This window comes from Streptomyces sp. NPDC007983 (assembly GCF_042958345.1).
In the GTDB taxonomy this organism is placed as follows: domain Bacteria; phylum Actinomycetota; class Actinomycetes; order Streptomycetales; family Streptomycetaceae; genus Streptomyces.
On sequence record NZ_JBIBJI010000005.1, the window covers coordinates 335,079 to 355,070 of the forward strand.

18 protein-coding genes and 4 pseudogenes are annotated in these 19,992 nt (G+C 71.0%); 10 read left to right on the forward strand and 12 right to left on the reverse strand.

Annotation, left to right across the window (positions count from 1 at the left end; all coding sequences use genetic code 11):
- Positions 1 to 486: 486 nt before the first annotated feature.
- From ACFZCY_RS18445 to ACFZCY_RS18480, 8 genes are all read right to left on the reverse strand, one after another.
- Positions 487 to 1,152: a MerR family transcriptional regulator gene (locus ACFZCY_RS18445; protein WP_391174347.1), complete on the reverse strand. Its 666-nt coding sequence runs from the start codon at positions 1,150 to 1,152 to the stop codon at positions 487 to 489.
- A 53-nt stretch (positions 1,153 to 1,205) separates the two neighbouring features.
- Complete coding sequence (locus tag ACFZCY_RS18450) at positions 1,206 to 2,810, reverse strand: carboxyl transferase domain-containing protein (protein WP_391174345.1); 1,605 nt, start codon at positions 2,808 to 2,810, stop codon at positions 1,206 to 1,208.
- Between the two features lie 81 nt (positions 2,811 to 2,891).
- Positions 2,892 to 3,896 carry a methyltransferase gene (locus tag ACFZCY_RS18455; RefSeq protein WP_391174343.1) on the reverse strand — a complete coding sequence of 335 codons (1,005 nt, stop codon included), beginning with the start codon at positions 3,894 to 3,896 and terminating at the stop codon, positions 2,892 to 2,894.
- Positions 3,897 to 3,995: 99 nt separating this feature from the next.
- Entirely contained in the window at positions 3,996 to 5,201 is a 1,206-nt protein-coding gene (locus ACFZCY_RS18460; RefSeq protein ID WP_391174340.1) for a cytochrome P450, read from the reverse strand.
- Positions 5,198 to 6,019 (reverse strand): methyltransferase domain-containing protein, encoded by an 822-nt coding sequence (locus tag ACFZCY_RS18465; RefSeq protein WP_391174337.1) that lies wholly within the window; start codon positions 6,017 to 6,019, stop codon positions 5,198 to 5,200. Before ACFZCY_RS18465 ends, ACFZCY_RS18460 begins: the two co-directional genes overlap by 4 nt.
- Complete coding sequence (locus ACFZCY_RS18470; protein ID WP_391174334.1) at positions 5,947 to 6,699, reverse strand: TcmI family type II polyketide cyclase; 753 nt, start codon at positions 6,697 to 6,699, stop codon at positions 5,947 to 5,949. Before ACFZCY_RS18470 ends, ACFZCY_RS18465 begins: the two co-directional genes overlap by 73 nt.
- 44 nt (positions 6,700 to 6,743) lie before the next feature.
- Complete coding sequence (locus tag ACFZCY_RS18475) at positions 6,744 to 7,001, reverse strand: phosphopantetheine-binding protein (RefSeq protein WP_391174332.1); 258 nt, start codon at positions 6,999 to 7,001, stop codon at positions 6,744 to 6,746.
- A 24-nt stretch (positions 7,002 to 7,025) separates the two neighbouring features.
- Complete coding sequence (locus ACFZCY_RS18480; RefSeq protein WP_391174378.1) at positions 7,026 to 10,169, reverse strand: acyltransferase domain-containing protein; 3,144 nt, start codon at positions 10,167 to 10,169, stop codon at positions 7,026 to 7,028.
- On the opposite strand from ACFZCY_RS18480, the pseudogene ACFZCY_RS18485 reads away from it, so the two are divergent.
- Positions 10,141 to 10,275: pseudogene (locus ACFZCY_RS18485) on the forward strand (daunorubicin/doxorubicin resistance ABC transporter ATP-binding protein DrrA); the annotation flags it as partial. The gene ACFZCY_RS18480 and the pseudogene ACFZCY_RS18485 overlap by 29 nt on opposite strands.
- A gap of 396 nt (positions 10,276 to 10,671) precedes the next feature.
- Here ACFZCY_RS18485 and ACFZCY_RS18490 read toward each other — a convergent pair.
- Positions 10,672 to 10,800, reverse strand: a pseudogene (locus ACFZCY_RS18490) (LysR family transcriptional regulator); the annotation flags it as partial.
- A 215-nt stretch (positions 10,801 to 11,015) separates the two neighbouring features.
- Here ACFZCY_RS18490 and ACFZCY_RS18495 point away from each other — a divergent pair.
- The 3 genes from ACFZCY_RS18495 (at position 11,016) to ACFZCY_RS18505 (ending at position 13,552) form a co-directional block, all read left to right on the forward strand.
- On the forward strand, positions 11,016 to 12,119 hold the full coding sequence (locus ACFZCY_RS18495; RefSeq protein WP_391174428.1) for a YbfB/YjiJ family MFS transporter: 1,104 nt from the start codon (positions 11,016 to 11,018) through the stop codon (positions 12,117 to 12,119).
- Complete coding sequence (locus ACFZCY_RS18500) at positions 12,001 to 13,176, forward strand: nitronate monooxygenase (RefSeq protein ID WP_391174326.1); 1,176 nt, start codon at positions 12,001 to 12,003, stop codon at positions 13,174 to 13,176. The genes ACFZCY_RS18495 and ACFZCY_RS18500 overlap by 119 nt, the downstream gene beginning before the upstream one ends.
- Before the next feature lie 91 nt (positions 13,177 to 13,267).
- Positions 13,268 to 13,552, forward strand: coding sequence for an acylphosphatase (locus ACFZCY_RS18505; protein WP_391174425.1), 285 nt, complete (start codon positions 13,268 to 13,270; stop codon positions 13,550 to 13,552).
- 33 nt (positions 13,553 to 13,585) lie between these two features.
- On the opposite strand, the gene ACFZCY_RS18510 is transcribed toward ACFZCY_RS18505, so the two are convergent.
- Positions 13,586 to 13,831, reverse strand: coding sequence for a hypothetical protein (locus tag ACFZCY_RS18510; protein WP_391174323.1), 246 nt, complete (start codon positions 13,829 to 13,831; stop codon positions 13,586 to 13,588).
- Positions 13,832 to 13,848: 17 nt separating this feature from the next.
- On the opposite strand from ACFZCY_RS18510, the pseudogene ACFZCY_RS18515 reads away from it, so the two are divergent.
- A pseudogene (locus tag ACFZCY_RS18515) lies at positions 13,849 to 14,163 on the forward strand (IS5/IS1182 family transposase); the annotation flags it as partial.
- Between the two features lie 178 nt (positions 14,164 to 14,341).
- On the opposite strand, the pseudogene ACFZCY_RS18520 reads toward ACFZCY_RS18515, so the two are convergent.
- Positions 14,342 to 14,722: pseudogene (locus tag ACFZCY_RS18520) on the reverse strand (transposase); the annotation flags it as partial.
- 176 nt (positions 14,723 to 14,898) lie between these two features.
- On the opposite strand from ACFZCY_RS18520, the gene ACFZCY_RS18525 reads away from it, so the two are divergent.
- Together ACFZCY_RS18525 and ACFZCY_RS18530 are read left to right on the forward strand one after the other, a co-directional pair.
- A complete protein-coding gene (locus ACFZCY_RS18525; protein WP_391174320.1) occupies positions 14,899 to 15,747 on the forward strand; it encodes an oxidoreductase in 849 nt (282 codons plus the stop codon).
- Positions 15,747 to 16,361 carry a TetR family transcriptional regulator gene (locus ACFZCY_RS18530; protein WP_391174317.1) on the forward strand — a complete coding sequence of 205 codons (615 nt, stop codon included), beginning with the start codon at positions 15,747 to 15,749 and terminating at the stop codon, positions 16,359 to 16,361. Before ACFZCY_RS18525 ends, ACFZCY_RS18530 begins: the two co-directional genes overlap by 1 nt.
- A gap of 591 nt (positions 16,362 to 16,952) precedes the next feature.
- Here the strand turns inward: ACFZCY_RS18530 and ACFZCY_RS18535 are convergent.
- Positions 16,953 to 17,369, reverse strand: a complete 417-nt coding sequence (locus tag ACFZCY_RS18535; protein WP_391174314.1) for a hypothetical protein — start codon at positions 17,367 to 17,369, stop codon at positions 16,953 to 16,955.
- On the opposite strand from ACFZCY_RS18535, the gene ACFZCY_RS18540 reads away from it, so the two are divergent.
- The 3 genes from ACFZCY_RS18540 to ACFZCY_RS18550 are packed head-to-tail and all read left to right on the forward strand — an operon-like array spanning position 17,362 to position 19,984.
- The gene (locus ACFZCY_RS18540; protein WP_391174311.1) at positions 17,362 to 17,895 is read left to right on the forward strand and encodes a hypothetical protein; all 534 of its coding nucleotides are present in this window, start codon (positions 17,362 to 17,364) and stop codon (positions 17,893 to 17,895) included. The two genes, ACFZCY_RS18535 and ACFZCY_RS18540, sit on opposite strands and share 8 nt — an antisense overlap.
- The gene (locus tag ACFZCY_RS18545) at positions 17,892 to 18,893 is read left to right on the forward strand and encodes a hypothetical protein (protein ID WP_391174308.1); all 1,002 of its coding nucleotides are present in this window, start codon (positions 17,892 to 17,894) and stop codon (positions 18,891 to 18,893) included. Before ACFZCY_RS18540 ends, ACFZCY_RS18545 begins: the two co-directional genes overlap by 4 nt.
- A complete protein-coding gene (locus ACFZCY_RS18550; protein ID WP_391174305.1) occupies positions 18,893 to 19,984 on the forward strand; it encodes a hypothetical protein in 1,092 nt (363 codons plus the stop codon). Before ACFZCY_RS18545 ends, ACFZCY_RS18550 begins: the two co-directional genes overlap by 1 nt.
- The last annotated feature ends 8 nt before the right edge of the window (positions 19,985 to 19,992 follow it).

Sequence of the window (19,992 nt, forward strand, 5' to 3'; positions counted from 1 at the left end):
TCCCCGGGGCGATCGCAGGCATCGAGGCGGGAGAGATGTTCTGCCAGCATTCCGTCGGCGCTGCTCAGGAGTGAGAGGCCGCGGCGCCCTTCGCCTCGGTGATCAGGCTGCGGCTTCGCCGGGGTCCTCGTCCTCCGGGGGGTGGACCCAAGTAGTACCGGGTGCGAGGTCGGCTCCTGTCTCCGCTTGGGCAAGCCATCGGAAGGCTTGGCAGGCGAGCAGGTAGATCAGCCGTATCACCCCGACCAGCACGCTGCCTCAAAACGGCTCGCCGCTCCCGAGATCTGGGCAGATCCGAAGCAGCAGGTCAGCCCGGGTGACATAATTCCCGGCACCCACACCCACGGAGAACGCGAACGCCTCTACCCCCGGCCGACCAGCACACCTACGAACTTCTAGCCTGACCGGCGGGCTCACTCCAGAAGAGCCGCACCCGATCGAAATGAGCCACGTCGATGTTCCGTGGACAGGTCACACGGAGCTCTCTCAGGCCGAGTCTCCGGAGTCGGACCTCTCCTGCCGCTGCTCGGCGGGCGAAGCGTAGGACTCGTGCAACCGCTCGCGCAGGCGTGCCCGCTCCTGCTCGCCGAGGTCGGCGAAGGACCGCTCGCGCTTGCGGGTCAACGCCGACATCTCCTCGTCGCTGTAGTGGGCAGTCTTGCGCCGGCGGGCCTCGATCAGGTCGGGCAGTTGCTCCGGGCCGATGGGCTCGTTCGTGGTCATTGTCTCCTCGATCACTTGCAGGAACTGTTCGGTCGAAGGCTGGGTCCGGTGGTCGAGCGCGTCCAGCACATCGGTCAGGCGTACGCGCAGATCGAGCAGCTGGTGGATCCGCTCGTTGACCACGTCCAGCTGACTGCGCACCAGCTCGGCCGGGTCCTGCTCGGGCCGAGTGTCGAACACCGACTTGATCTTCTCCAGCGAGAGCCCGAAGCTGCGCAGCGCGATGATGTGGTGCAGCCTGCGCACGTCGTCCGCGCCGTAGGAGCGGTGCCCGCCCGAGGTGCGCTGGGACGGCGAGAGCAGGCCGAGCCGGTCGTAGTGATGCAGCGTCCGCACCGTGATCCTGGTCTGCCGGGCCAGCTCGCCGATCCGCAACGGCGCGCTGTCGGCTCCGGCCGGTTCCCGCGAGATGTGGCCCGTGGTCGGCATCCCTCCTCCTCTCCTGTGCGATGCCAACGTTAGAACCTATCGCTACGTCAGGTTCAAGTCGGAGGGTTGCCGTGCTTGCGGGGCGGCAGGTCGGCGTGCTTGGTGCGCAGCATGGCCAGGGCGCGGATGAGCACCCCGCGGGTCTCGCTCGGATCGATGACGTCGTCGACCAGGCCGCGCTCGGCGGCGTAGTACGGGTGCATCAGCTCGGTCCGGTACTCCTTGACCATGCGGGCCCGCATGGCCTCGGGGTCCTCCGCCGCGGCGATCTGGCGCCGGAAGATGACGCCCGCGGCGCCTTCGGCGCCCATCACGGCGATCTCGTTCGTCGGCCAGGCATACGTCAGATCCGCACCGATGGACTGGCTGTCCATGACGATGTACGCACCTCCGTACGCCTTGCGCAGCACCACCGAGATCCGCGGCACGGTCGCGTTGCAGTAGGCGTACAGGAGCTTCGCGCCGTGCCGGATGATCCCGCCGTGCTCCTGGTCGACGCCGGGAAGGAACCCGGGGACGTCCAGCAGGGTGACGAGGGGAACGCTGAAGGCATCGCAGAACTGCACGAAGCGCGCGGCCTTCTCGGACGCCTCGATGTCCAGGACCCCCGCCAGGTGCTGTGGTTGATTGGCCACGATCCCGACGACCCGCCCGGCCAGCCGGGCCAGCGCCACGATGACGTTGGTGGCCCAGCGCTCGTGCACCTCCAGGTACTCGCGGTCGTCGACGATCTCCTCGATCACGGCGTGCATGTCGTAGGGGCGATGGCCCTCCGCCGGCACGAGATCCAGCAGCACGTCGACAGGACGGTCCCCGGGGTCGTCGCACGGGACGTCCGGCGGGTTTTCGCGGTTGTTCTGCGGCAACAGCGAGAGCAGGTACCGGACTTCGGCGATGCAGGTCTCCTCGTCGTCGTAGGCGAAGTGGCACACGCCGGACGTCTCGGCGTGCACGTCCGCGCCGCCCAGGCCGTTCTGGGTGATCTCCTCGCCGGTGACCGCCTTGACCACGCCAGGGCCCGTGATGAACATCTGCGAGGTCTCGCGGACCATGAACACGAAGTCCGTCAGGGCGGGCGAGTACGCCGCGCCGCCGGCGCACGGGCCGAGCATCACGTTGATCTGCGGGATGACACCGCTCGCCTTGATGTTGCGCTGGAAGATGCCGCCGTAGCCCGCGAGGGCCGAGACGCCCTCCTGGATGCGGGCGCCCGCGCCGTCGTTCAACGACACGAGAGGCGCCCCGGCCGCGATGGCCATGTCCATGATCTTGTGGATCTTGGTGGCGTGGGCCTCGCCCAGCGCGCCGCCGAAGATGCGGAAGTCATGGGCGTACACGAAGACCGTACGGCCCTCCACCGTGCCCCAGCCGGTGATCACACCGTCCGTGTGCGGCTTCTTGGCCTCCAGGCCGAACCCGCTCGCCCGGTGCCGGCGCAGTTGCTCGACCTCCCGGAACGAGCCCGGGTCCAGGAGCAGCTCGATGCGCTCCCGCGCGGTCAGCTTCCCCTTGGCGTGCTGCGCCTCGGTCGCCTTCTCGCTCGGCCCGGCCACGGCCTGCGCACGGATCTCGTGCAGCGCGGCCACGCGCCCGCGTGCGTCCGTCGGCTCAGCCGGCGCCATGCCGACGTCGTCGGGAGCGGCTTCTGTGACGGTCATCGCACATCGCTCCAAGCAATCTGTGCCAAGGGGTCTTCGGTGTCCTCCGAGGCGTGCCGAAGAGCTCTCAGTGGGCCGGGCTCAGTTCGACGATCGAGCGGGAGCCGGCCGGCGTGATCGCGGTGACCTCAAGGCCGACAGAGCCGGCCAGTTCGCGCAGCTGGTCGAGGGTGTGCTGTCGGCCCCGGAAGTAACAGAGCATGCGCAGGTCTCCTTCCGTCTGAACCCGTCCGCCGCCGTTGGGAAGTGGTCGACGACCAGCACCTTTCCCGTTCCCGACGCCGCCTCGGCGCACCGTCGCACGATGCGGGCGGCCGACGCGTCGTCCCAGTTGTGCAGGATGCTCGACAGCACATACCCGCCGGCTCCCGGGGGAAGGGCGTCGAAGAAGCTGCCGGTCTCGGCCTCGGCCCGGTGGGCGAGGCCGGCCTCGGCGATGGCTCGTTCTGCGCGGGCCGCCGGGCCGGCCAGGTCGACGACCGTCCCCCGCAGATCACCGTGGGCGCGCAGGATGGCGATCAGCAGGCTGCCGTCGCCACCGCCCACGTCGACGACATGCCCGAGGGAGTCCCAGGGGTAGGCGGCGGCCACGGCGGGCGCCTCCGCCACCAGCCTGGCGCCCATCAGCGCGTCGAAGGACTCGGCGCGCCTGTCGTCGGCCGACAGCTCCTCCCAGAACGTCCTGTCGTACCGGCGCGGGAACGCGGGTTCGCCGGTGCGCACCGTGTGCAGCAGCTCGACGAAGCACAGGTCGGCGTGCCCGATGGCACCCTCCATGTCGAACCAGGCCCGTATCGCGTCGGGGTGATCGTCCCGCAGGTGATCACCAAGGTCCGTCAGGCCATAGGTGCCGGTCGCCTCGTGCGAGAGCACGCCGGCCGTCACCAGATGGTCCAGCAGCCGCGCCAGGGTGTCCTGGTCGGCGTCCACGGTCGCGGCCAGTTCCTTGGTCGTACGCGTGCCGGCGGCGATGTGGTCGGCCAGCCGCAAGGTCGCCGCCACCCGCACGGACATCGGGGTCACCAGATCGGCGGCCGCCCACAGCCCGCCGCCCCATACGCTCTTCTCCGCCGTCTCCTCGGCCATGGCGCCTCCTTCAGTCAACCCTCACGGTGCGACCGGCATGCGTGACGGACGCGATGACGCAACGGACTCTTCCGGGCCGGCCCGCCGCGGCCGGGACCGCTACCAGGTGACGGGCAGCGTGCTCGGCCCGTACGCCTGCTGCGAGTGGTACTCGAACGCCAACTCGCTCTCGTGAACGGCGAGTTCCAGCGTGGGGATGCGCTGGAACAGTGTCGTGTAGGCGATCTCCAGCACCGCCGGCGCCAGGTGGTACGCCACACACCGGTGCGGCCCGTGGCCGAAGGCCAGATGCCGGGTGGGCCGCTCCCGCAGCAGGTCGAGCCGGTGGGGGAAGGGGCACACCCCCGGGTCCCGGTTGACGGGGAGCGTCGGAACGGCCAGGCCCTCACCGACCTTGATCACCGTGTCACCGATGCGCACGTCCTCCAGGGCCTGCCTCAGCGGAGTGGCGTCGTTGATCGAGAAGTAGCGGAGCAGTTCGTCCACGGCCTGCGTCATCCGGTCCGGCCGGGCCAGCAGCGCCGCGCGCTGTTCGGCGTGGTTCAGCAGGGTGAGGATACCGAGGGAGATCATCGTGGCCGTCGAGTGCTGCACGCCGAACGCGAAGAGCAGCAACAGGCTGGCCACCTCGTAGCGGTCGATCTCGCCGCGCTCGGCCCGGTGCCGCTCGATCAGCCGGCTGATCAGATCGTCGCCGGGGTGCTTCTCCTTGCCCGCGAGGACGTCCGCCACATGCTGGTGCATGTGTGCGGCGGCCGCCTTCTCCTCGTCCTCGGTCTCGGCCTTGATCAGCAGGTCCATCATGTTCTGCCGCATCGTGGCCAGTTCGTGGGTCGGAATCCCGAGCAGTATCTCCTGCATCCGCCATGCGACCGGGTACGCCAGCTCCCGCACCAGGTCGACCGGTCTCGCCGGCCGTGCGAGCAGCGCATCGACGATCTCGTCCGTGCCGGCCTGCAGGCGCGGCCGCAGTTCGGCCACCCGGGTCCGGGAGAACTCGTGAATGATCGAGTTCTTGGTCTCCGCGTGGTCCGTGCCGTCCATGTTGACGAGGAACGGCGCGCAGTACTTCAGCTTGTCCAGCCCGTGCTGCGACAGGCGTGGAAAACCCTCGCGCATCTTGTTCGCGCTGAAGCGCGGGTCGGAGAGGACGAAACGGGCGTACTCCGGGTTCGTCACCAGCCACGCCAGGTCGCCGGTGGGCATCTTCACATGGCCGATCCCCTGTTCCCGCAGGTTCTCGTACTCGGGTGGCAGCACACCGGGCTCCTGCCGCCGGATCGGGAAGCTCGGCACCTCGGTCATGCCGTCACCTCGGCCGCGGCCCGCACGATGGTGGTGTGGGTGAGATACGTGGCCATCTCGAACTCGGGATCGAGCAGGTTGGCCCGGATGACGGCCAGGTCGTCCGGGGTGAGGCCGGCGTTGGCCGTCAGGTGCGGCTCCAGCATGAAGCTGTGCAGTCGCGCCAGCCGCGCGGTCGGCGTGCCGCCCCGTCCCGTGTCCTGGAACAGCTCTGTGCCGACCTCGTAGCCCGCGGCGCGGATCACGTCGGCCGTCCGGGCGGCCCACGTCAGGTCCATGCCGGTCTTCTCGCCGAGCGCGTGCACGCCGTCGTGGAAGCGCTGCCAGATCTCGGCGGTGTACGCGTCCACCGGGGACGCCACCACGCCGGCCGCGCAGTCGCAGTACCAGTCGGTCAGCACGAGCACACCGCCCGGGCGCAGATGGCCGGCCAGCCGGACCGCGATCTCCTCGCGTGCGGGCAAGTGCATCAGCAGCAGCCGGGCGTGGATCAGGTCGAACGGCGGCCCCGGCCACGGGTCGAGGGTGAGGTCGTGCCTGAGCGGCTCGATCCTCGGGTGCTCGGGCACATGCCCCGGATCGAGGTCGCTGGCGACCACCTGGCCCGTGGTGCCGACCCGGGCGGTCAGCCACCGGGCCACCGAGCCGTTGCCGGCGCCGATGTCCCAGCACCGCCGGCCGTGGCCGACGCCGAGTCCGTTCAGCACCCTGAAGGTGTGCCGGTCGAGGATGTCCGACAGCAGGCTCAGCTGGTCCTGGGCCTCCGGCCTGGCGTTGTCGAACCCCTCCTGCTGTTCGTCCTCCGTCTTGCTGTACATGCGCGTCCCCCTACTCCGCGGCCCAGTGGTAGAAGCGGGTGGCCAGCTGTCCGCCCTCCGCGTCGTACGGTGGAATGATCTTCGTGAGGTCGTCGACCAGTCGCAGGAAGGCGGGATCGGGGTCCTCCCCACACGGCGCCGATCACCTTGCGGTCGTCGGGCTCGGCGAAGTCCTGGATGTGCAGGTAGATCCCCCGGTACAGGTAGATCTGGCGGCGCAGCGTGCCCATGGTGTGCGGGAAGTCGGTCGCGTCCGACTCGGCGAAGAGCCTCGACGTCTCCGGGATGTGCTCCTGGCGCTGAGTGTTGACGATCACCGAGCTGTACGTCCGCTCCAGACCGTCCAGTTGCTCGGTCGGCCACACGTAGAACCGGGCGGCCGTCGGCACGTCGGTGGGGCCGTCCCAGCCCTCCCGCGCGGTGTACTCGCCGAGGTACGCCGACAGTCGCTTGTCCAGCTGGGTGCATCGGGGGTCGGTGGTCAGCGTCCGGTGGGCCTCGGCGGCGTCCGCGGTGTTCCAGTCCTGCACCTGTATGCAGAGATCGCTGTAGGTGAAGGCCTGCCTGCGGCGCAGCAGGGGCAGTTCGGGCGCCGTCTCGGCGTCGAACTCCTCAAGGATGGCGGTGACTTCGGCTATGTTGCCGCTGTCGAAGGTGTCGATGGTGACGGTGCTCGGCATGTGCCTCTCCTCACGGTTGTCCGGTGGGACGGGTCGCTCGTCACTCAGGCCGGCGTGGACAGCAGCTCGTTGACCAGCGCGACGAACTGCCTCGGTGTCTCCGCCTCGGCCAGGGCCTCTTCGCGCGGACTCACGCCGAACTCCCCCTCGACCCGGCTGGCGAGCTCCAGCAGGGCGAGCGAGTCGTAGCCGAGGTCGGCGAACGAGGTCTCGACGATGTCGCCGTCCAGGCTGATCGACTCGTCCTCGCCGGCCGCCTCGCGCAGCAGCCGGACCAGGTCGGACTGGGTGAACGTGGCCATCTCGGTCCTTTCCAGGAGTGCGGTCTACGCCGACGGCTGTCCGCCGGCGAGTGGGATGCCCGCCTGCTCGGAGAGCAGCAGGGAGAGTTGCCGTACGGTCGGCCGCTTCAGCACCGACGCCGAGGAGAGCTCGACGCCGAACACGTCCTGGAGGCGGTTGCGCACCTCCAGGGTCATGAGCGAGTCGATGCCCACGGCGCGCAGCGGCTGTTCCGGGTCGATCGCCGAGGGGGACATCCGGGCGACAGCGGCCACGCATGCGGCGGTGTGTGCCTCGATCGCGGCCAGCCGGTCTCCGTGCGGCAGGGTCAGCAGCGCGTCACGAACCGGCTCGGGGTTCCGCCCGGCGGGTCGCGACTCGCTGCGTTGCTCCGTCGCGGCGGGGGCGGGTGGGCCCTCGCTCGCGGCGGTGCCCGACGACACGACGATGGTCACGCCGGTCGCCTCGATCACCGGTCGCCCGGTGCGGTCGTGGACGGTGACGTCCGCCCGGAAGTCGCGCCCCTGCCGGCGTACGAGGGCATGCGCGTAGCAGCCGTCGCCGTCCAGGGCGCGGTGCGCCACGACGTCCTCGATGCCGCCGAGGATCAGCCGGCCGTCGGCGGCGGGGAGCACCGGTGCCAGCGCGGCCTGCAGGGCGGCGTCGAACACCGCCGGGTGGACCAGGGTGCCGGGCTCGCCGCCGCCGCGCGGCGGACCGATCCGGGCGAGGACCTCCCCGTCGGCGTGCCAGACGCGTTCGAGCAGTCGATAGGCCGGGCCGTAGGCCAGGCCGCGTTCGGCCAGGGCGGCGTAGTACCGCTCACCGGACAGGCCGTCGCGTTCCAGTCGCCGCTCGGCCTCGGCGACGTCCGGCAGCCGCTCGCCACCGGCGGACCGGACGGGCACCGACACGTCGGCGCCCGCCACGCAGCGGGCCCGCTCATCGTAGATCCGCACCCGGGCGGACCCGGTCAACTCGTCGCGTACCAGTACTAGTTGGGCGGTACGCCCGGAGGCGTCGACCTGCAGTGGCCGGCGCAGCCGCAACCCGGTGGCCCGCAACCCGCCCGCCCCGCCGCCCGGGAGGACGTCCCGGGCGGCGCGCAGCACCAGGTCGAGGTAGGCGCTGCCGGGCACCAGGGCGTGTCCACCGACCACGTGGTCGCCGATCGCGCCGGTCCTCGGGTCCCACCGCAGCCGCCAGTAGCGGGTGCCCGGCTCCACCGCCGAATCCAGCCGCTCGCCGAGCAGCGATCCGTCGTGCGGGCCGGCGGGCCGGCCGGGTTCGAGACGGTGCCGCTCGCGCTGCCAGGGGTAGCCGGGCAGCACGTCGGCCGGCCGGGCAGGGGTCGCGGCCCGCCTCCGGTCCACCGGTACGCCTGCGGTGTGCAGCGAGCCGAGCGAGTCGAGCAGCACGTCCCGCGCCGGCTCGTCCCGGCGGGCGGACGCCAGCACCAGGACGTCGTCCGCACCGAGGTCCGACGCGACCTGGCGCACGGCGGGCAACAGGACCGGGTGCGGGCTCAGTTCCACGAACGCGGTGTGGCCGGCGCGGACCAGGTTGGCCACCTGGTCGCCGAACAGCACCGGCGAACGCAGGTTGCGGTACCAGTAGTCGGCGTCGAAGTCGGCGCCGTCGCACAGCTGCCCGGAGACCGTCGAGTACATCGGCACGGCCGGGGCCTTGCCGGACAGGCCGGCCAGCGAGTCGAGCAGGTCGGCGCGCAGCGGCTCCATCTGCGGACTGTGCGAGGCGACGTCGACCTTCACCCAGCGGCAGAACACCTCACGCCGGCCCAGCTCGTCGGCGACGGCGTCGAGGGCAGTCCGGTCGCCGGCCAGGACGGTGGACTTCGGGCTGTTGCTCACCGCGACGGACACCACGTCCTGCCAAGGCCCGATCGCCCGTGCGGCGTCCTCGGCGGTCAGCTCGACGGCGAGCATGGCGCCCTTCCCGCTGGCCCGCTGCATCAGCCTGCTGCGCCGGCAGATCACCTGGATCGCGTCCGGGAGGGACATGGCTCCCGCGATGTGCGCGGCCGCGGCCTCGCCCATGCTGTGCCCTACGACGGCGTCCGGCCGTACGCCCCAGGAGCGCCAGAGTTCGGCCAGCGAGACCTGCATCGCGAACAGCATCGGCTGCACCACGTCGATGCGGTCCATTTGCGAGGCGGCCGGGCCGGCGTGCAGTTCGTCGACGAGGGACCAGCCCACGAAGTCGGCGGCGGCCCGGTCGCAGCGGCGCATCGCAGCGGCGAACACCGGCTCGTCGGCGTACAGGTCCACGCCCATGCCCAGCCACTGCGATCCCTGCCCCGGGAAGACGAACGCGATCTCCGGCCGGCGTGCCGGCGCGGTCGTCCGGTGGACCGTGCCGGTCGGCTCGCGCAGCGCCTCGGCGAGGGCGCCGCTGGTGGCGGTGACCGTGGCCAGCCGGTAGGGCAGGTCGGCCCGTCGGTCGGCGGCGGCGGCCAGCGCGGGCATCGGCACCGGCCCGGCCGCCTCCAGCGCGGTGGCGACCCGGTCGGCGTACGCGCGCAGCGCCGGCTCGGACCTGGCGGACAGGGTGAACAGCTCGGCCCGCTCGCCGCCCTGCCCAGGCCGTACGACACCGAGCCGGTCCAGTGCTCGCAGCGCGCCCAGCACGCCGGTGCGGTCGTCCTCGCCCGCCGCCATCGTGGCCAGCGCGGTGCCGGTACCGCCCGCGTCCCGGACGCTCTGGTTCAGCGCGGGCAGCAGCACCGGATGGGCGGACAGCTCGACGAGCACCTGGTAGCCGTCGGCCAGCAGCTTGGCGGTGACGTCGGCGAGCAGTACCGGCTCGCGCAGGTTGCGCGCGAAGTACTCCGCGTCCAGCTCCGTGCCGTCCACGGCGGCGCCGGTCAGCGTCGAGATCATCGGTACGGCGGCCGGTGCCGTGGCCAGGGTGCCGATGTCGGCGACCAGTTGCGGGCTCACCTCGTCGATCGCCGGGCTGTGCGCCGCGACGTTCACCCTGATCATCGCGCACAGCACCCCGTCGACCTTCAACTCGCCCAGCAGTCGCTCCAGTTCGGGCAGCGGGCCGGCGACCGCGGTGGATCTCGGGCCATTGTGGGTCGCCGCCGGCCAGGAGGCCGCGCTCGACGAGCGGCTCACCGGCCGGGAGAACCTGCGGATGTTCGGCCGGCTGGCCCGTCTGGGCACGCGAGGCGCCCGGCAGCGCGCCGACGATCTGCTGGAGCGCTTCGAACTCGCCGACGCCGGCGATCGGTTGGTCGCCACCTACTCCGGTGGCATGCGGCGCCGCCTCGACCTGGTCACCAGCCTGCTGCGCGCCCCCACGGTGCTCTTCCTCGACGAGCCGACCACGGGTCTGGACCCCCGCAGTCCCCGCGGGCACTTCGGCGTCCCCTCGGACGAGGGCGATGTCGACGGTGCGCTGTCGCAGCGCCTGGACCGGGTCGTCGGTGCGGCTCAGGCTGACCGAGGCGCCGGTGTCCTCCTCGAAGCGGCTGACCGTCCGCTGCGCCCAGGGGTCGGGCAGCAGCCAGCTGAAGCCGAGCCGGAGGGCGCCGCGGTGCTGGACCACGGCCAGAGCGTCGTCCAGGGCGGCGAGGACCCGCTCGGCGTGGTCCAGGAACCGCGCGCCGGTCTCGGTCAGCTCGACGTGCCGGGAGGACCGGTCCAGGAGCAGGACGCTCAGCCTGTTCTCCAGCTGCGCGATCGTACGGCTGAGCGCCGGCTGCGTGATCAGGAGTTCCTCGGCGGCCCGTGAGAAGGAGCGGTGGCGGGCGACGGAGCTGAAGGCCCGCAGATGGCGCAGTTCGATGTCCATGCCCGTAGCGGCCCTCACCGGCGTCCAGGCGCGTCATGCATAGAGGCGGCCTAACCGGCATTTCTCAGGCGCGTGCGGGCTCCCTAGCGTCGAAGGCGGCCCTGAACACCACCAGGAAGGTGACCACAGCTGTGCACGCGTCATCCACGCCCCCGCCGCGTACGGCATCTCCCTGGACGATCGTCGTCCAGGGAGCGGCGGCGCTCGCCGCGAGCATGGGGGTCGGCAGGTTCGTCTACACCCCCATCCTGCCGCTGATGCGCGATCAGGCCGGGCTCTCCTCGGCGCTCGGGGCGAACCTGGCCACGGCCAACTTCATCAGCTACCTCCTCGGCGCCCTCATCGGGATCGGCGCCCCCGCCGTCGTACGGTCGGCGGCGGCGCTGCGCGGGTCGCTCCTCGTGCTGGTCGGCACGCGGGCGCTGATGCCGGCCACGCACGACGGCGCCCTGTGGCTCGCACTGCGGCTCGTGGCGGGCGCGGCCAGCGCACTGACCTTCGTGATCGCCGTCAGCGCCATGCTCACCGGCCTACGGGCACACGCCCACCTGGTCGGCTGGGCCTTCGGCGGGGTCGGCGCCGGCATCGCCCTGTCCGGCCTGCTGGTCGTCGCCGTGCAGGCGGCGTCCACCTGGCAGGCGGCCTGGCTGACCTGCGCCGCCCTCGCCGCGGTGCTCGCCGCCCTCGCCTGGCCGCTGGCCCCGCACCGGCATGCGAGCGAACACTCCGAACCGGGCCGGCCGGCCGACCGGCCGCGCACCCACCGCTGGTTCATCGCCCTGCTGGCCAGCTACACCTTCGAGGGGATCGGCTACATCATCGCCGGCACCTTCCTCGTCGCGGCCATCCAGGAAGGCGTTCCGGGCCGGCTCGGCGGCGGGGCGTGGATCGTCGTCGGCCTCGCCGCCCTGCCCTCCTGCGCCGTATGGACCCGGCTGGCCCGCCGCTGGTCCCGGCCCGCCCTCCGGTTGACCGCGCTGATCATCCAGGCCGTCGGCATCGCGCTGCCGGCCGTCGTCGGCGGCGCGGTGCCCGCACTCGTCTCCGCGGTGCTGTTCGGCGCCACCTTCATGGGCGTCAGCACGATCGCCCTGTCGATCGGCGCCCACCTGCGCGTGCCGCGCGCCGTGGCCCTGCTGACGGCCGGGTACAGCGCGGGCCAGATCCTCGGCCCGCTGCTTGCCGCGCCGCTGCTGAACCATGGCTACAACCAGGCCCTGCTGCTGGGCAGTGTCATGGTCGCCCTGGCCGGGGCCGCGGCGGCGGCCGTCCGCGTCCGCTTCCCGCACCACCTCGCCCCGGCGGCCCCGACCGCCTGACCTCGCGCCTCAAGGAGCGCCCATGAGCACACTGCTGACCGGTCTCGGCATCGACCGTCCGATCCTCTCCGCGCCGATGGCCGGCGGGCCGAGCACGCCCGCCCTGGTCGCCGCCGTCGCCCGCGCGGGCGGACTGGGCTTCCTGGCCGGAGGGTACAAAAGCGCGCAGGCGCTGGCCGGGCAGATCCACGCCGTCGAAGCCGAGGGAGTCCCGTTCGGCGTCAATCTCTTCGTACGCAACCCCGTGCCCATCTCTCCTGAGGAGTACGGCCGTTACGCGCGTGAGCTGCGGGAAGAGGCCGACTGCTACGGGCTGACCCTGCCCGACGCCGTACCGCTGGACGACGACCACTGGTCGGAGAAGATCGAGCTGCTGAAGGCCCACCCCGTCCCCTGGGTGTCCTTCACCTTCGGCATCCCCCACGGCGACGTCATCACGAGCCTGCGCCGAGCCGGAACCACCGTCCTGCAGTGCGTCACCACGGCAGACGAGGCACGGCGGGCCGCCGATGCCGGGGCCGACGCGCTGATCGTGCAGGCGCCGGCCGCCGGGGGCCACTCGGCCACGCTCACCCCCGACCGGCCGCTCGCCCCCGCCGCCCTGCCCGACCTGGTCGCCGAGGTACGCCGCGCCACCGCCCTGCCGACCGTCGCCACCGGCGGGATCGCCGCCCCCACCGACGTGGCCGACGTCCTACGGGCCGGGGCGGACGCCGCCATGGTCGGCACCGCGCTGCTGCGCACCGACGAGAGCGGGGCCTCCGCACCCCACAAGGCGGCGCTGGCGGACCCCGCCTTCGACTCCACCGTCCTCACCCGCGCCTTCACGGGACGGCCGGCCCGCGCCCTGCGCAACCATTTCACCGACCGGTACTCCGATCGCGCCCCGGCCGGCTACCCCGCCCTGCACCACCTCACCAGCGGGCTCCGCAAGGCCACCACCGCGGTCGGCGACACGCGCCTGATCCACCTGTGGGCCGGAACCGGCTACCGAGAGGCCAGGATCGAACCCGTATTCCGCACCATCGAGCGGCTGACCAGCCGACTCCGACAATAACGGCCCGTACGGCCCACCCGGCGTGTCTGCCTCGCCGGGTGCGTCCTACGGGCCTGCTCCACCGCCGTTCTCCTTCGAAGGGCTCCCCGTGCTGATCCGACGAAACGTCCACGTCCGCGGCCTCGTACAGGGCGTGTACTACCGCGACACCTGCCGCCGACTGGCCCGCGAAGCGGGCGTGAACGGATGGGTCCGCAACCTTCACAACGGCGACGTGGAAGCCGTCTTCGAGGGCTCACCGCGCGGCGTACAGCGCCTGGTGAGCTGGGCCGCCGAGGGGCCGGGCGCCGCCGAGGTGACCGAGTGCGCTGTGGCCGCCGAGAACCCCGAAGGTGATCGCGATTTCCGCGTCCTGGACGACGCTCCGGCCGCGTAGCGCGCACTGCTCGCTCAGCGCGAACGGGCGCCGTCAGGCCGTGTAGCGCCGTTCCAGCTCCTCGTACTCGGCGCGGCGGACCAGCCGCTGGCGTTCCGCCCAGGGGGCGAGCCGGTCCATGACCGGCGCGAGGGAACCGGCGCCGCGCAGGCCAATCAGCACGGTCCGGGTGCCGAGGATGGTCCCCTGCATCGCGGCGTTGGTGTACAGGAGGACGGAGTAGCCCATGGCCGTCAGCTCGTCGCGCGGCAGCAGCGGCGTCTTGCCGCCCTCGACCATGCGGCCGCCTTCGGCACGTCCGGGACCGCCCGCCCGCGTCCCGCCGCGGCCACCGACGGCGTCGCCCGGCCAAACTGCACGGCGACAAGGGCCACGACTACCGCTACCTGCGGCGATGGCTAGCCTCCCGCGGCATCCGGCACCGCCTGGCCCGAAAAGGCGTCGAGTCCTCCGAACGGCTGGGCCGGCACCGATGGGTCGTCGAGCCCACTATCAGCTGGCTGTCCGGCACCCGCCGAATGCGCCGTCGCTACGAACGCAAGCCCGAGCACTTCATCGCCGTCACCACCATCGGCTGCATCCTCATCTGCTACCGACGCATCACCTCATGAATTGCCTTGCTGGAGGTCATTTCGTCAACAATCACCAGACCGGCGCGTTCCGGACACGTCAGACCTGGCGCCGGTGTGTCGGTGTGGGCCGACGCCTGAGCCTTGTCCCGTAAGTGATCTTCTAACGCGTTCGGGCACGGCTCACCGGCTCTGGGGCCCTCTATCCGGTGAGGGTGAGGTTGTCCTCCCAGCCTCGGGAGTCATGCCGGTTACCCGGCACGGCCCGACCGACGACTACGACCCGGCGGGTATCGGCATCGATCACAACGTGATGGGCCGTGGAGTATCGATAGTTCTTCGACTGCTCGGCCACCGAGTGGTCGCGGGTGGGCACCAGGGTGCCGTCGACGATGAGGACGGTGTCCCTGCGGAACCGGCTCCGCTGCCGGAGTGCCAACAGCGGACCGAGGTGGTCGATGATGCGGTCTGCGGCCGACTTGGAGTTCCCGAACAGCGGCGCCAGCCGGCCTGCGGCTACCAACTTGCCGAAGCAGCGCGGACTCAGCCCCGTAAAGGGACCTGTCCAGGACGGCACCGACGCCGTGATCACTCCACCCACACCGTGATCGTTTCAGCCGAGGCGAGCGGGTCGGTGAGGGGCCGGATCGACCTCGGCTGAGCATGATGCCGTTGGGGGCGGGCAGAATCAACATCGCGTTGATTAAACTCGACGTAGTGTAGACTTTCCGGGTGAGGGGGCAGCCCAGCTCCTCGTGAGACCTTTCTGGAGGAACAGTGCAGCAGCAAAAGTGGCTCATCACCGGCGTCAGCACGGGCCTCGGCCGTGCCTTCGCCCAGGCCGCCCTGACCGCCGGGCACACCGTCGTCGGCACGGTCCGCTCCGAGGAGGACCTGCGGGCCTTCGAAGGACTGAAACCCGGGTACGCTCACGGCCGCATCCTGGATGTGACTGACGGCGACGCCGTCTCGAGTGTGGTCGCGGAGGTGGAGCAGAGCGTCGGTCCTTTGGATGTCGTCGTCGCCAACGCCGGCTACGGCCTGGAGGGCACCTTCGAGGAAACCCCGCTGGCCGAGGTGCGGCGGCAGTTCGAGGTCAACGTATTCGGGGCAGTGGCCACCCTGCAGGCAGCCCTGCCCCACATGCGCCGGCGCCGCCGCGGACACCTGATGGCCGTCACCTCCATGGGCGGGCTCATGGCCGTGCCCGGCATGTCCGCCTACTGCGGCAGCAAGTTCGCCCTGGAAGGCATCCTGGAAGCACTGGGCAAGGAGGTCGCACAGTTCGGGATCCACGTGACGGCGATCGAGCCCGGCTCCTTCCGCACCGACTGGGCCGGACGGTCCATGACACGCGCCGCGCAGTCCATCGACGACTACGAGGAGCTGTTCACCCCCATCCGGGAAGCGCGGCAGAAGGCCAGCGGGAACCAGTTGGGCGATCCGGCCAAGGCCGGAGACGCCGTCGTGCACATCACGTCGGTCGACCAGCCGCCGGCCCACCTCGTCCTGGGCTCGGACGCGCTGCGACTGGTCACCGCCGCGCGCACGGCCGTGGACGAGGACATCCGCGCATGGGAGCCCCTCTCCCGTACGACCGACTTCGCCGAGGGCGCTCAGCTCTGATGCCCAGCCACCACCCCGCGCGGAGCCGGCGCGCCACCGAGCGCAAGGGCGATGTCCGAGAGCGGGCCATTCTGGACACCTGCGAAGCTCTGCTCGCGCAAAAGGGCTACGACGCCATGACCGTCGGCGACATCGCCCAGGGCGCCGGCATCACACGCGGCGCCCTGTACTTCTACTTCGGCTCCAAACAAGAAGCGGTCACGGCACTCGTGGCCCGGACCGTTGAGCACCTGTGGGAGCGGTCTCGGGCCACTGCGCAGACCGACGAGCCGCGCCAGGCCATCGCAGCAGCCATGCAGCGCACGATTGAGCTGTGGGATGAGCACGGCCTGGTCATGCGCACGGCGATCGACCTGTCGTTGACCGTGCCGGAGATCGGCGAGCTGTGGAGCCACACGGCTGACTTGTTCATCACGGCCATCACCGCCGTCCTGGAACGAGCCGGCGTTGAGGCCGGCACCGAACCAGAGCAAGCGTCAGCGATGGCACACGCCCTGTGCTGGATGATCGAGCGGACCTTCTACCACGCCTCGCAGGAATCCCGCGAGGAGTTGCAAAAGGCATCTTCGACCTGCGAACACATCTGGCTGATCAGCGCCGGCCTGACCACCTGATGCATCTGGTGTGGACGATGAGGCGCGCAACCGGACCCCGTGACTCCGAGACCCGCCGTCCAGGCACTCCGCCAGCGGGCGGCGAGGCACAGCGTCCTCTCCCAGCCCGGTCAACGGGAGCTGGCGTCCACAACTCCCGTGTAGGGGCCTTCCGGATCAGGTTGCGAGACCTGGAAGGTCACTTACGGGACAGCCCTTGGGCGGCATCTGTGGTGTACCACCGCGAACGCGCACAGTCGCACTTCACGGAAGTTGAGCCAGAACCCGAGTTGGTTCTGGCTCAACTTCTGTGACGCGGCCACGCTGAGTCACAGCTGAGTTTCTCCGGGCCGCACGCGAAGTCGACTGAAAACGACCCGTGGGCAAGGCGGCTGGGCCGAGGGTTCGGGGCCGTGCAAGAGGTCGTACTCCGGCTGAAGGAGTTGTTGTTCCCGTCGATCGCCGGTGTCGCGGTGCTGTCGGTGGACGTGACACGCCTGGAAGCTCTGAGAGGAGATTGTGCCGCTTGGCTACAAAGGCAGCTACCAGCGCGTCCGCGCCTACCTGCACGAGAAGCGCACTTCGCCGCGGCCGGTGACCGCGCGGCCGCATTCACCGCGGAAGGTCGCCGGATGGATCCTCAGCCGCCCGGAAACCCTCACCGAGCCCGAACAGCTCCAGCTCAAGACCGTCCGCTTTCATTGCCCCGAGCTCGACGCCCTCATCCGGCATGTCCGCTACTTCGCGGTCATGCTCACCGAGCGCCAGGGCGAACGCCTGCCGCACTGGCCCGACGCCGTCCGGCAGGACGACCTGCCCAGCCTCCACACCCTCGCCGCCGGTATCGACCGCGATCGCGACGCCGTCATCGCTGGCCTCACCCTGCAGTGGAACTCGGGCGTCGTCGAAGGCCACGTCAACCGTCGGGGTGTTCGGGTTCGGGATCTCCGGCAGCACGGCCAAGGGCTGGGCGACCCAACAGGGCTTCTCCTCCTCGCCGTTCCGCAGGGGGTGGCGGACGGTGAACACGCTGCACCGGCGCGCGCCCGGACAGAACAGCCAGGCCACCCACGACCGCGTCTACACGCTCACCGATCCCCAGGTCCGCCAGGCCGCGGTCCCGGTCATCGCCGAGGCGGCCGAAGCCGTCGTGGCCGAGGCCCGCGCAACCGTGTTCGCCGCCGAACTGCGCGAGGAAGCCGATCCGGCCGACCAGCCGACAGACACCGCCGACTGTCATGACTACGACAACAGCCCCTGTCCCGGCCCCGGCGGAGGATGCGGGGCCTCGTTCCTGATGTGCCTGGCCTGCCCCAACGCCCGAATCCACCCCGCACAACACAGCCGTCTGGCCCACCTGCACCACTCCCTCGACAACCTGCGCACCGCCGTGCACCCGGGCCAGTGGCACAGCCAGTGGGAGGACGGGCACGCCCGCCTGGAACACCTCAAGAGCCAGCTCGGCACCGCAGTGTGGACCCGCGCCCTGGCCGACGTGAACGACACCGACCGCGAACTCATCGCCCTGCTGCTCAACGGAGACCTCGACCCGTGACGGTCACCCCAGCCCCTGCCCGCTTCCTTCCCGGACCCGACACCCCCGTCATCGCCGCCCACCGGATCGTCGACGGCTACACCGGCCCCATCGCGCGCTATGCGGCGCCGGCCTGGCCGCTGATCCCCATGAACGCCAACCCGGGCGTCACGCACAGCACCATCCACTGGCCGACGTTCCCCGACACGTTCCGGGAGGAGATGCGGCTGGCCGCCTGGACGTTGATCAACGGCGAACTGCCCGCGGTGTTCCTGCGTGAGCGCCATCCCACCTGGCGCTCACGCCAGGCCCCCAAGGCGCTCTGCCAGACGATCGGGACCTGGTGCCGGCTGGCCGTGTGGCTCACCGACCGGGGCATCACCACGCTGAGCAACTGCACCACGCAGGTACCGGGTGAGTACGGCCGTCACGTGCGCGACAGCGGGGCGGCCCGCATCACGGTACACAGCGTGCTGTCGTCGCTGACCCAGCTGTGGGTCTTCGACCAGCTCAGTGGCCGTCCCAGCGGAATCGGCTGCCCGCCGTGGGAGTCCGAGGGGGTGGATGACTACCTGCCGGCGGCGACGCCGCGCGGCGAGAACGCCACCGAGGCGATCGCCGAGCAGACCATGGGCCCCCTGCTGGTGTGGGCGATCCGCGCAGTCGAGGAGTTCAGCGACGACATCCTGGCCGCCTGGGCCGAAGCCAACCGGCTGCCGCCAACATCGCCACGCCCGCCTCACGAGCCGCTCTTCGGGCATTCATGGACCGCATCGATGCCGACCGGCTGCCGATTCCGACCACACGGTGGCTGGGCAGAACTACGATCGCGGGCGCGTATATCGCCGCGCTCACCGGCGCCTCCCTGGGCCAGGTCCACAGCACCACCCGTGATCACGGCTGGCGCCAGGCCGTCCTGGATCGGCCCGGCCCCTGCCCGCTCCGTGTTCCGATCACCGGCCGACTCGGCGGGATCCCCTGGACAGAGGCCGTCGACTACACCGAAGCAGGCTTCCTGATGCGCCAGTTGGGCACGGCGTGCTTCATCGTCATCGCCTATCTGACCGGGATGCGTCCCGGCGAGGCGGCCGGACTGCGCAGCGGCTGCTGCCCCGACCCGAAGCCGGACAGCGCCGGGCACACAGGGCGGCACCTGATCACGAGCACCGTGTACAAGACCGCCAGCGACGAAGACGGCAACCACCGCCCCGAGGGCGAAGTCCGCGATGCTCCCTGGATGGCCATCGCCCCTGTCGTGAACGCCATCCGTGTCCTGGAACGCATGGTTGCCCCAGGGCAGCTGCTGTTCGACCACCACGCCCACGACCTGCGCGGCACCCGGGCCGGCACCGGCTCCCTCACCGTGCACACCCTGGGCACCCGGGTGGAGGACTTCATCACCTGGGCCAACCACGAGGCAGCCGCCCGCGGCCTGGTCCACGAGGTCATCCCGCCGGACCCGCACGGCAGGATTGGTACCGAACGGTTCCGCAGGAGCCTGGCTTGGCACATCGCCCGCCGCCCCGGGGGCCTGGTCGCACTCGCAATTCAGTACCGTCATCTGCGAACTTCCGTAGCGGCCGGATACGCCGCGCGCAGCCGGGACGGCATCCACGACCTCCTCGACGTCGAGACGGCCCGCGCCACCATCGACACTGTCGCCGACCTGAATGCCGCGATCGAGGACGGCCTCGGCATCTCCGGGCCCGCCGCCCGCCGGGCCATCAAGGCCGCCGCCACCGCGCCCCAGTACACCGGCACCGTCATCACCGCACGGCAGGCCCGACAGATCCTCGCCAACCCCCACCTGGCCGTCTACGACAATCCCCGGACGCTGCTGATGTGCGTCTACAAGCGCGACAAGGCCCTGTGCCACCGCGGCCTCAAGGACACCCCCAGCCTCGACCAGTGCGTCCCCGCCTGCGCGAACATCGCCCGCACCGACCAGCACGCCACCGGCCTCCGCCTCCGCGCCACCGCGCTTGACCAGCAGGCAGGCCACGTCCCCGGTCCGCTGGGCGAACGCCTGCCCGACAACGCCACCCGCCTGCGCGACCTCGCCGACACCCACCACCGCACCCGCATCAGCCTCCAGGACGCCACCGCATGAGCCCGCAC

Bases quoted from the DNA above. Each gene is read 5' to 3' on its own strand.
- ACFZCY_RS18450 (WP_391174345.1), bottom strand. From the start codon at position 2,810: ATGACCGTCACAGAAGCCGCTCCCGACGACGTCGGCATGGCGCCGGCT.
- ACFZCY_RS18460 (WP_391174340.1), bottom strand. From the start codon at position 5,201: ATGACCGAGGTGCCGAGCTTCCCGATCCGGCGGCAGGAGCCCGGTGTG.
- ACFZCY_RS18530 (WP_391174317.1), top strand. From the start codon at position 15,747: ATGCCCAGCCACCACCCCGCGCGGAGCCGGCGCGCCACCGAGCGCAAG.
- ACFZCY_RS18495 (WP_391174428.1), top strand. From the start codon at position 11,016: ATGGGGGTCGGCAGGTTCGTCTACACCCCCATCCTGCCGCTGATGCGC.
- ACFZCY_RS18470 (WP_391174334.1), bottom strand. From the start codon at position 6,699: ATGCCGAGCACCGTCACCATCGACACCTTCGACAGCGGCAACATAGCC.
- ACFZCY_RS18455 (WP_391174343.1), bottom strand. From the start codon at position 3,896: ATGGCCGAGGAGACGGCGGAGAAGAGCGTATGGGGCGGCGGGCTGTGG.
- ACFZCY_RS18510 (WP_391174323.1), bottom strand. From the start codon at position 13,831: ATGGTCGAGGGCGGCAAGACGCCGCTGCTGCCGCGCGACGAGCTGACG.
- ACFZCY_RS18550 (WP_391174305.1), top strand. From the start codon at position 18,893: ATGCGCCAGTTGGGCACGGCGTGCTTCATCGTCATCGCCTATCTGACC.
- ACFZCY_RS18500 (WP_391174326.1), top strand. From the start codon at position 12,001: ATGGCTACAACCAGGCCCTGCTGCTGGGCAGTGTCATGGTCGCCCTGG.
- ACFZCY_RS18445 (WP_391174347.1), bottom strand. From the start codon at position 1,152: ATGCCGACCACGGGCCACATCTCGCGGGAACCGGCCGGAGCCGACAGC.
- ACFZCY_RS18465 (WP_391174337.1), bottom strand. From the start codon at position 6,019: ATGTACAGCAAGACGGAGGACGAACAGCAGGAGGGGTTCGACAACGCC.
- ACFZCY_RS18475 (WP_391174332.1), bottom strand. From the start codon at position 7,001: ATGGCCACGTTCACCCAGTCCGACCTGGTCCGGCTGCTGCGCGAGGCG.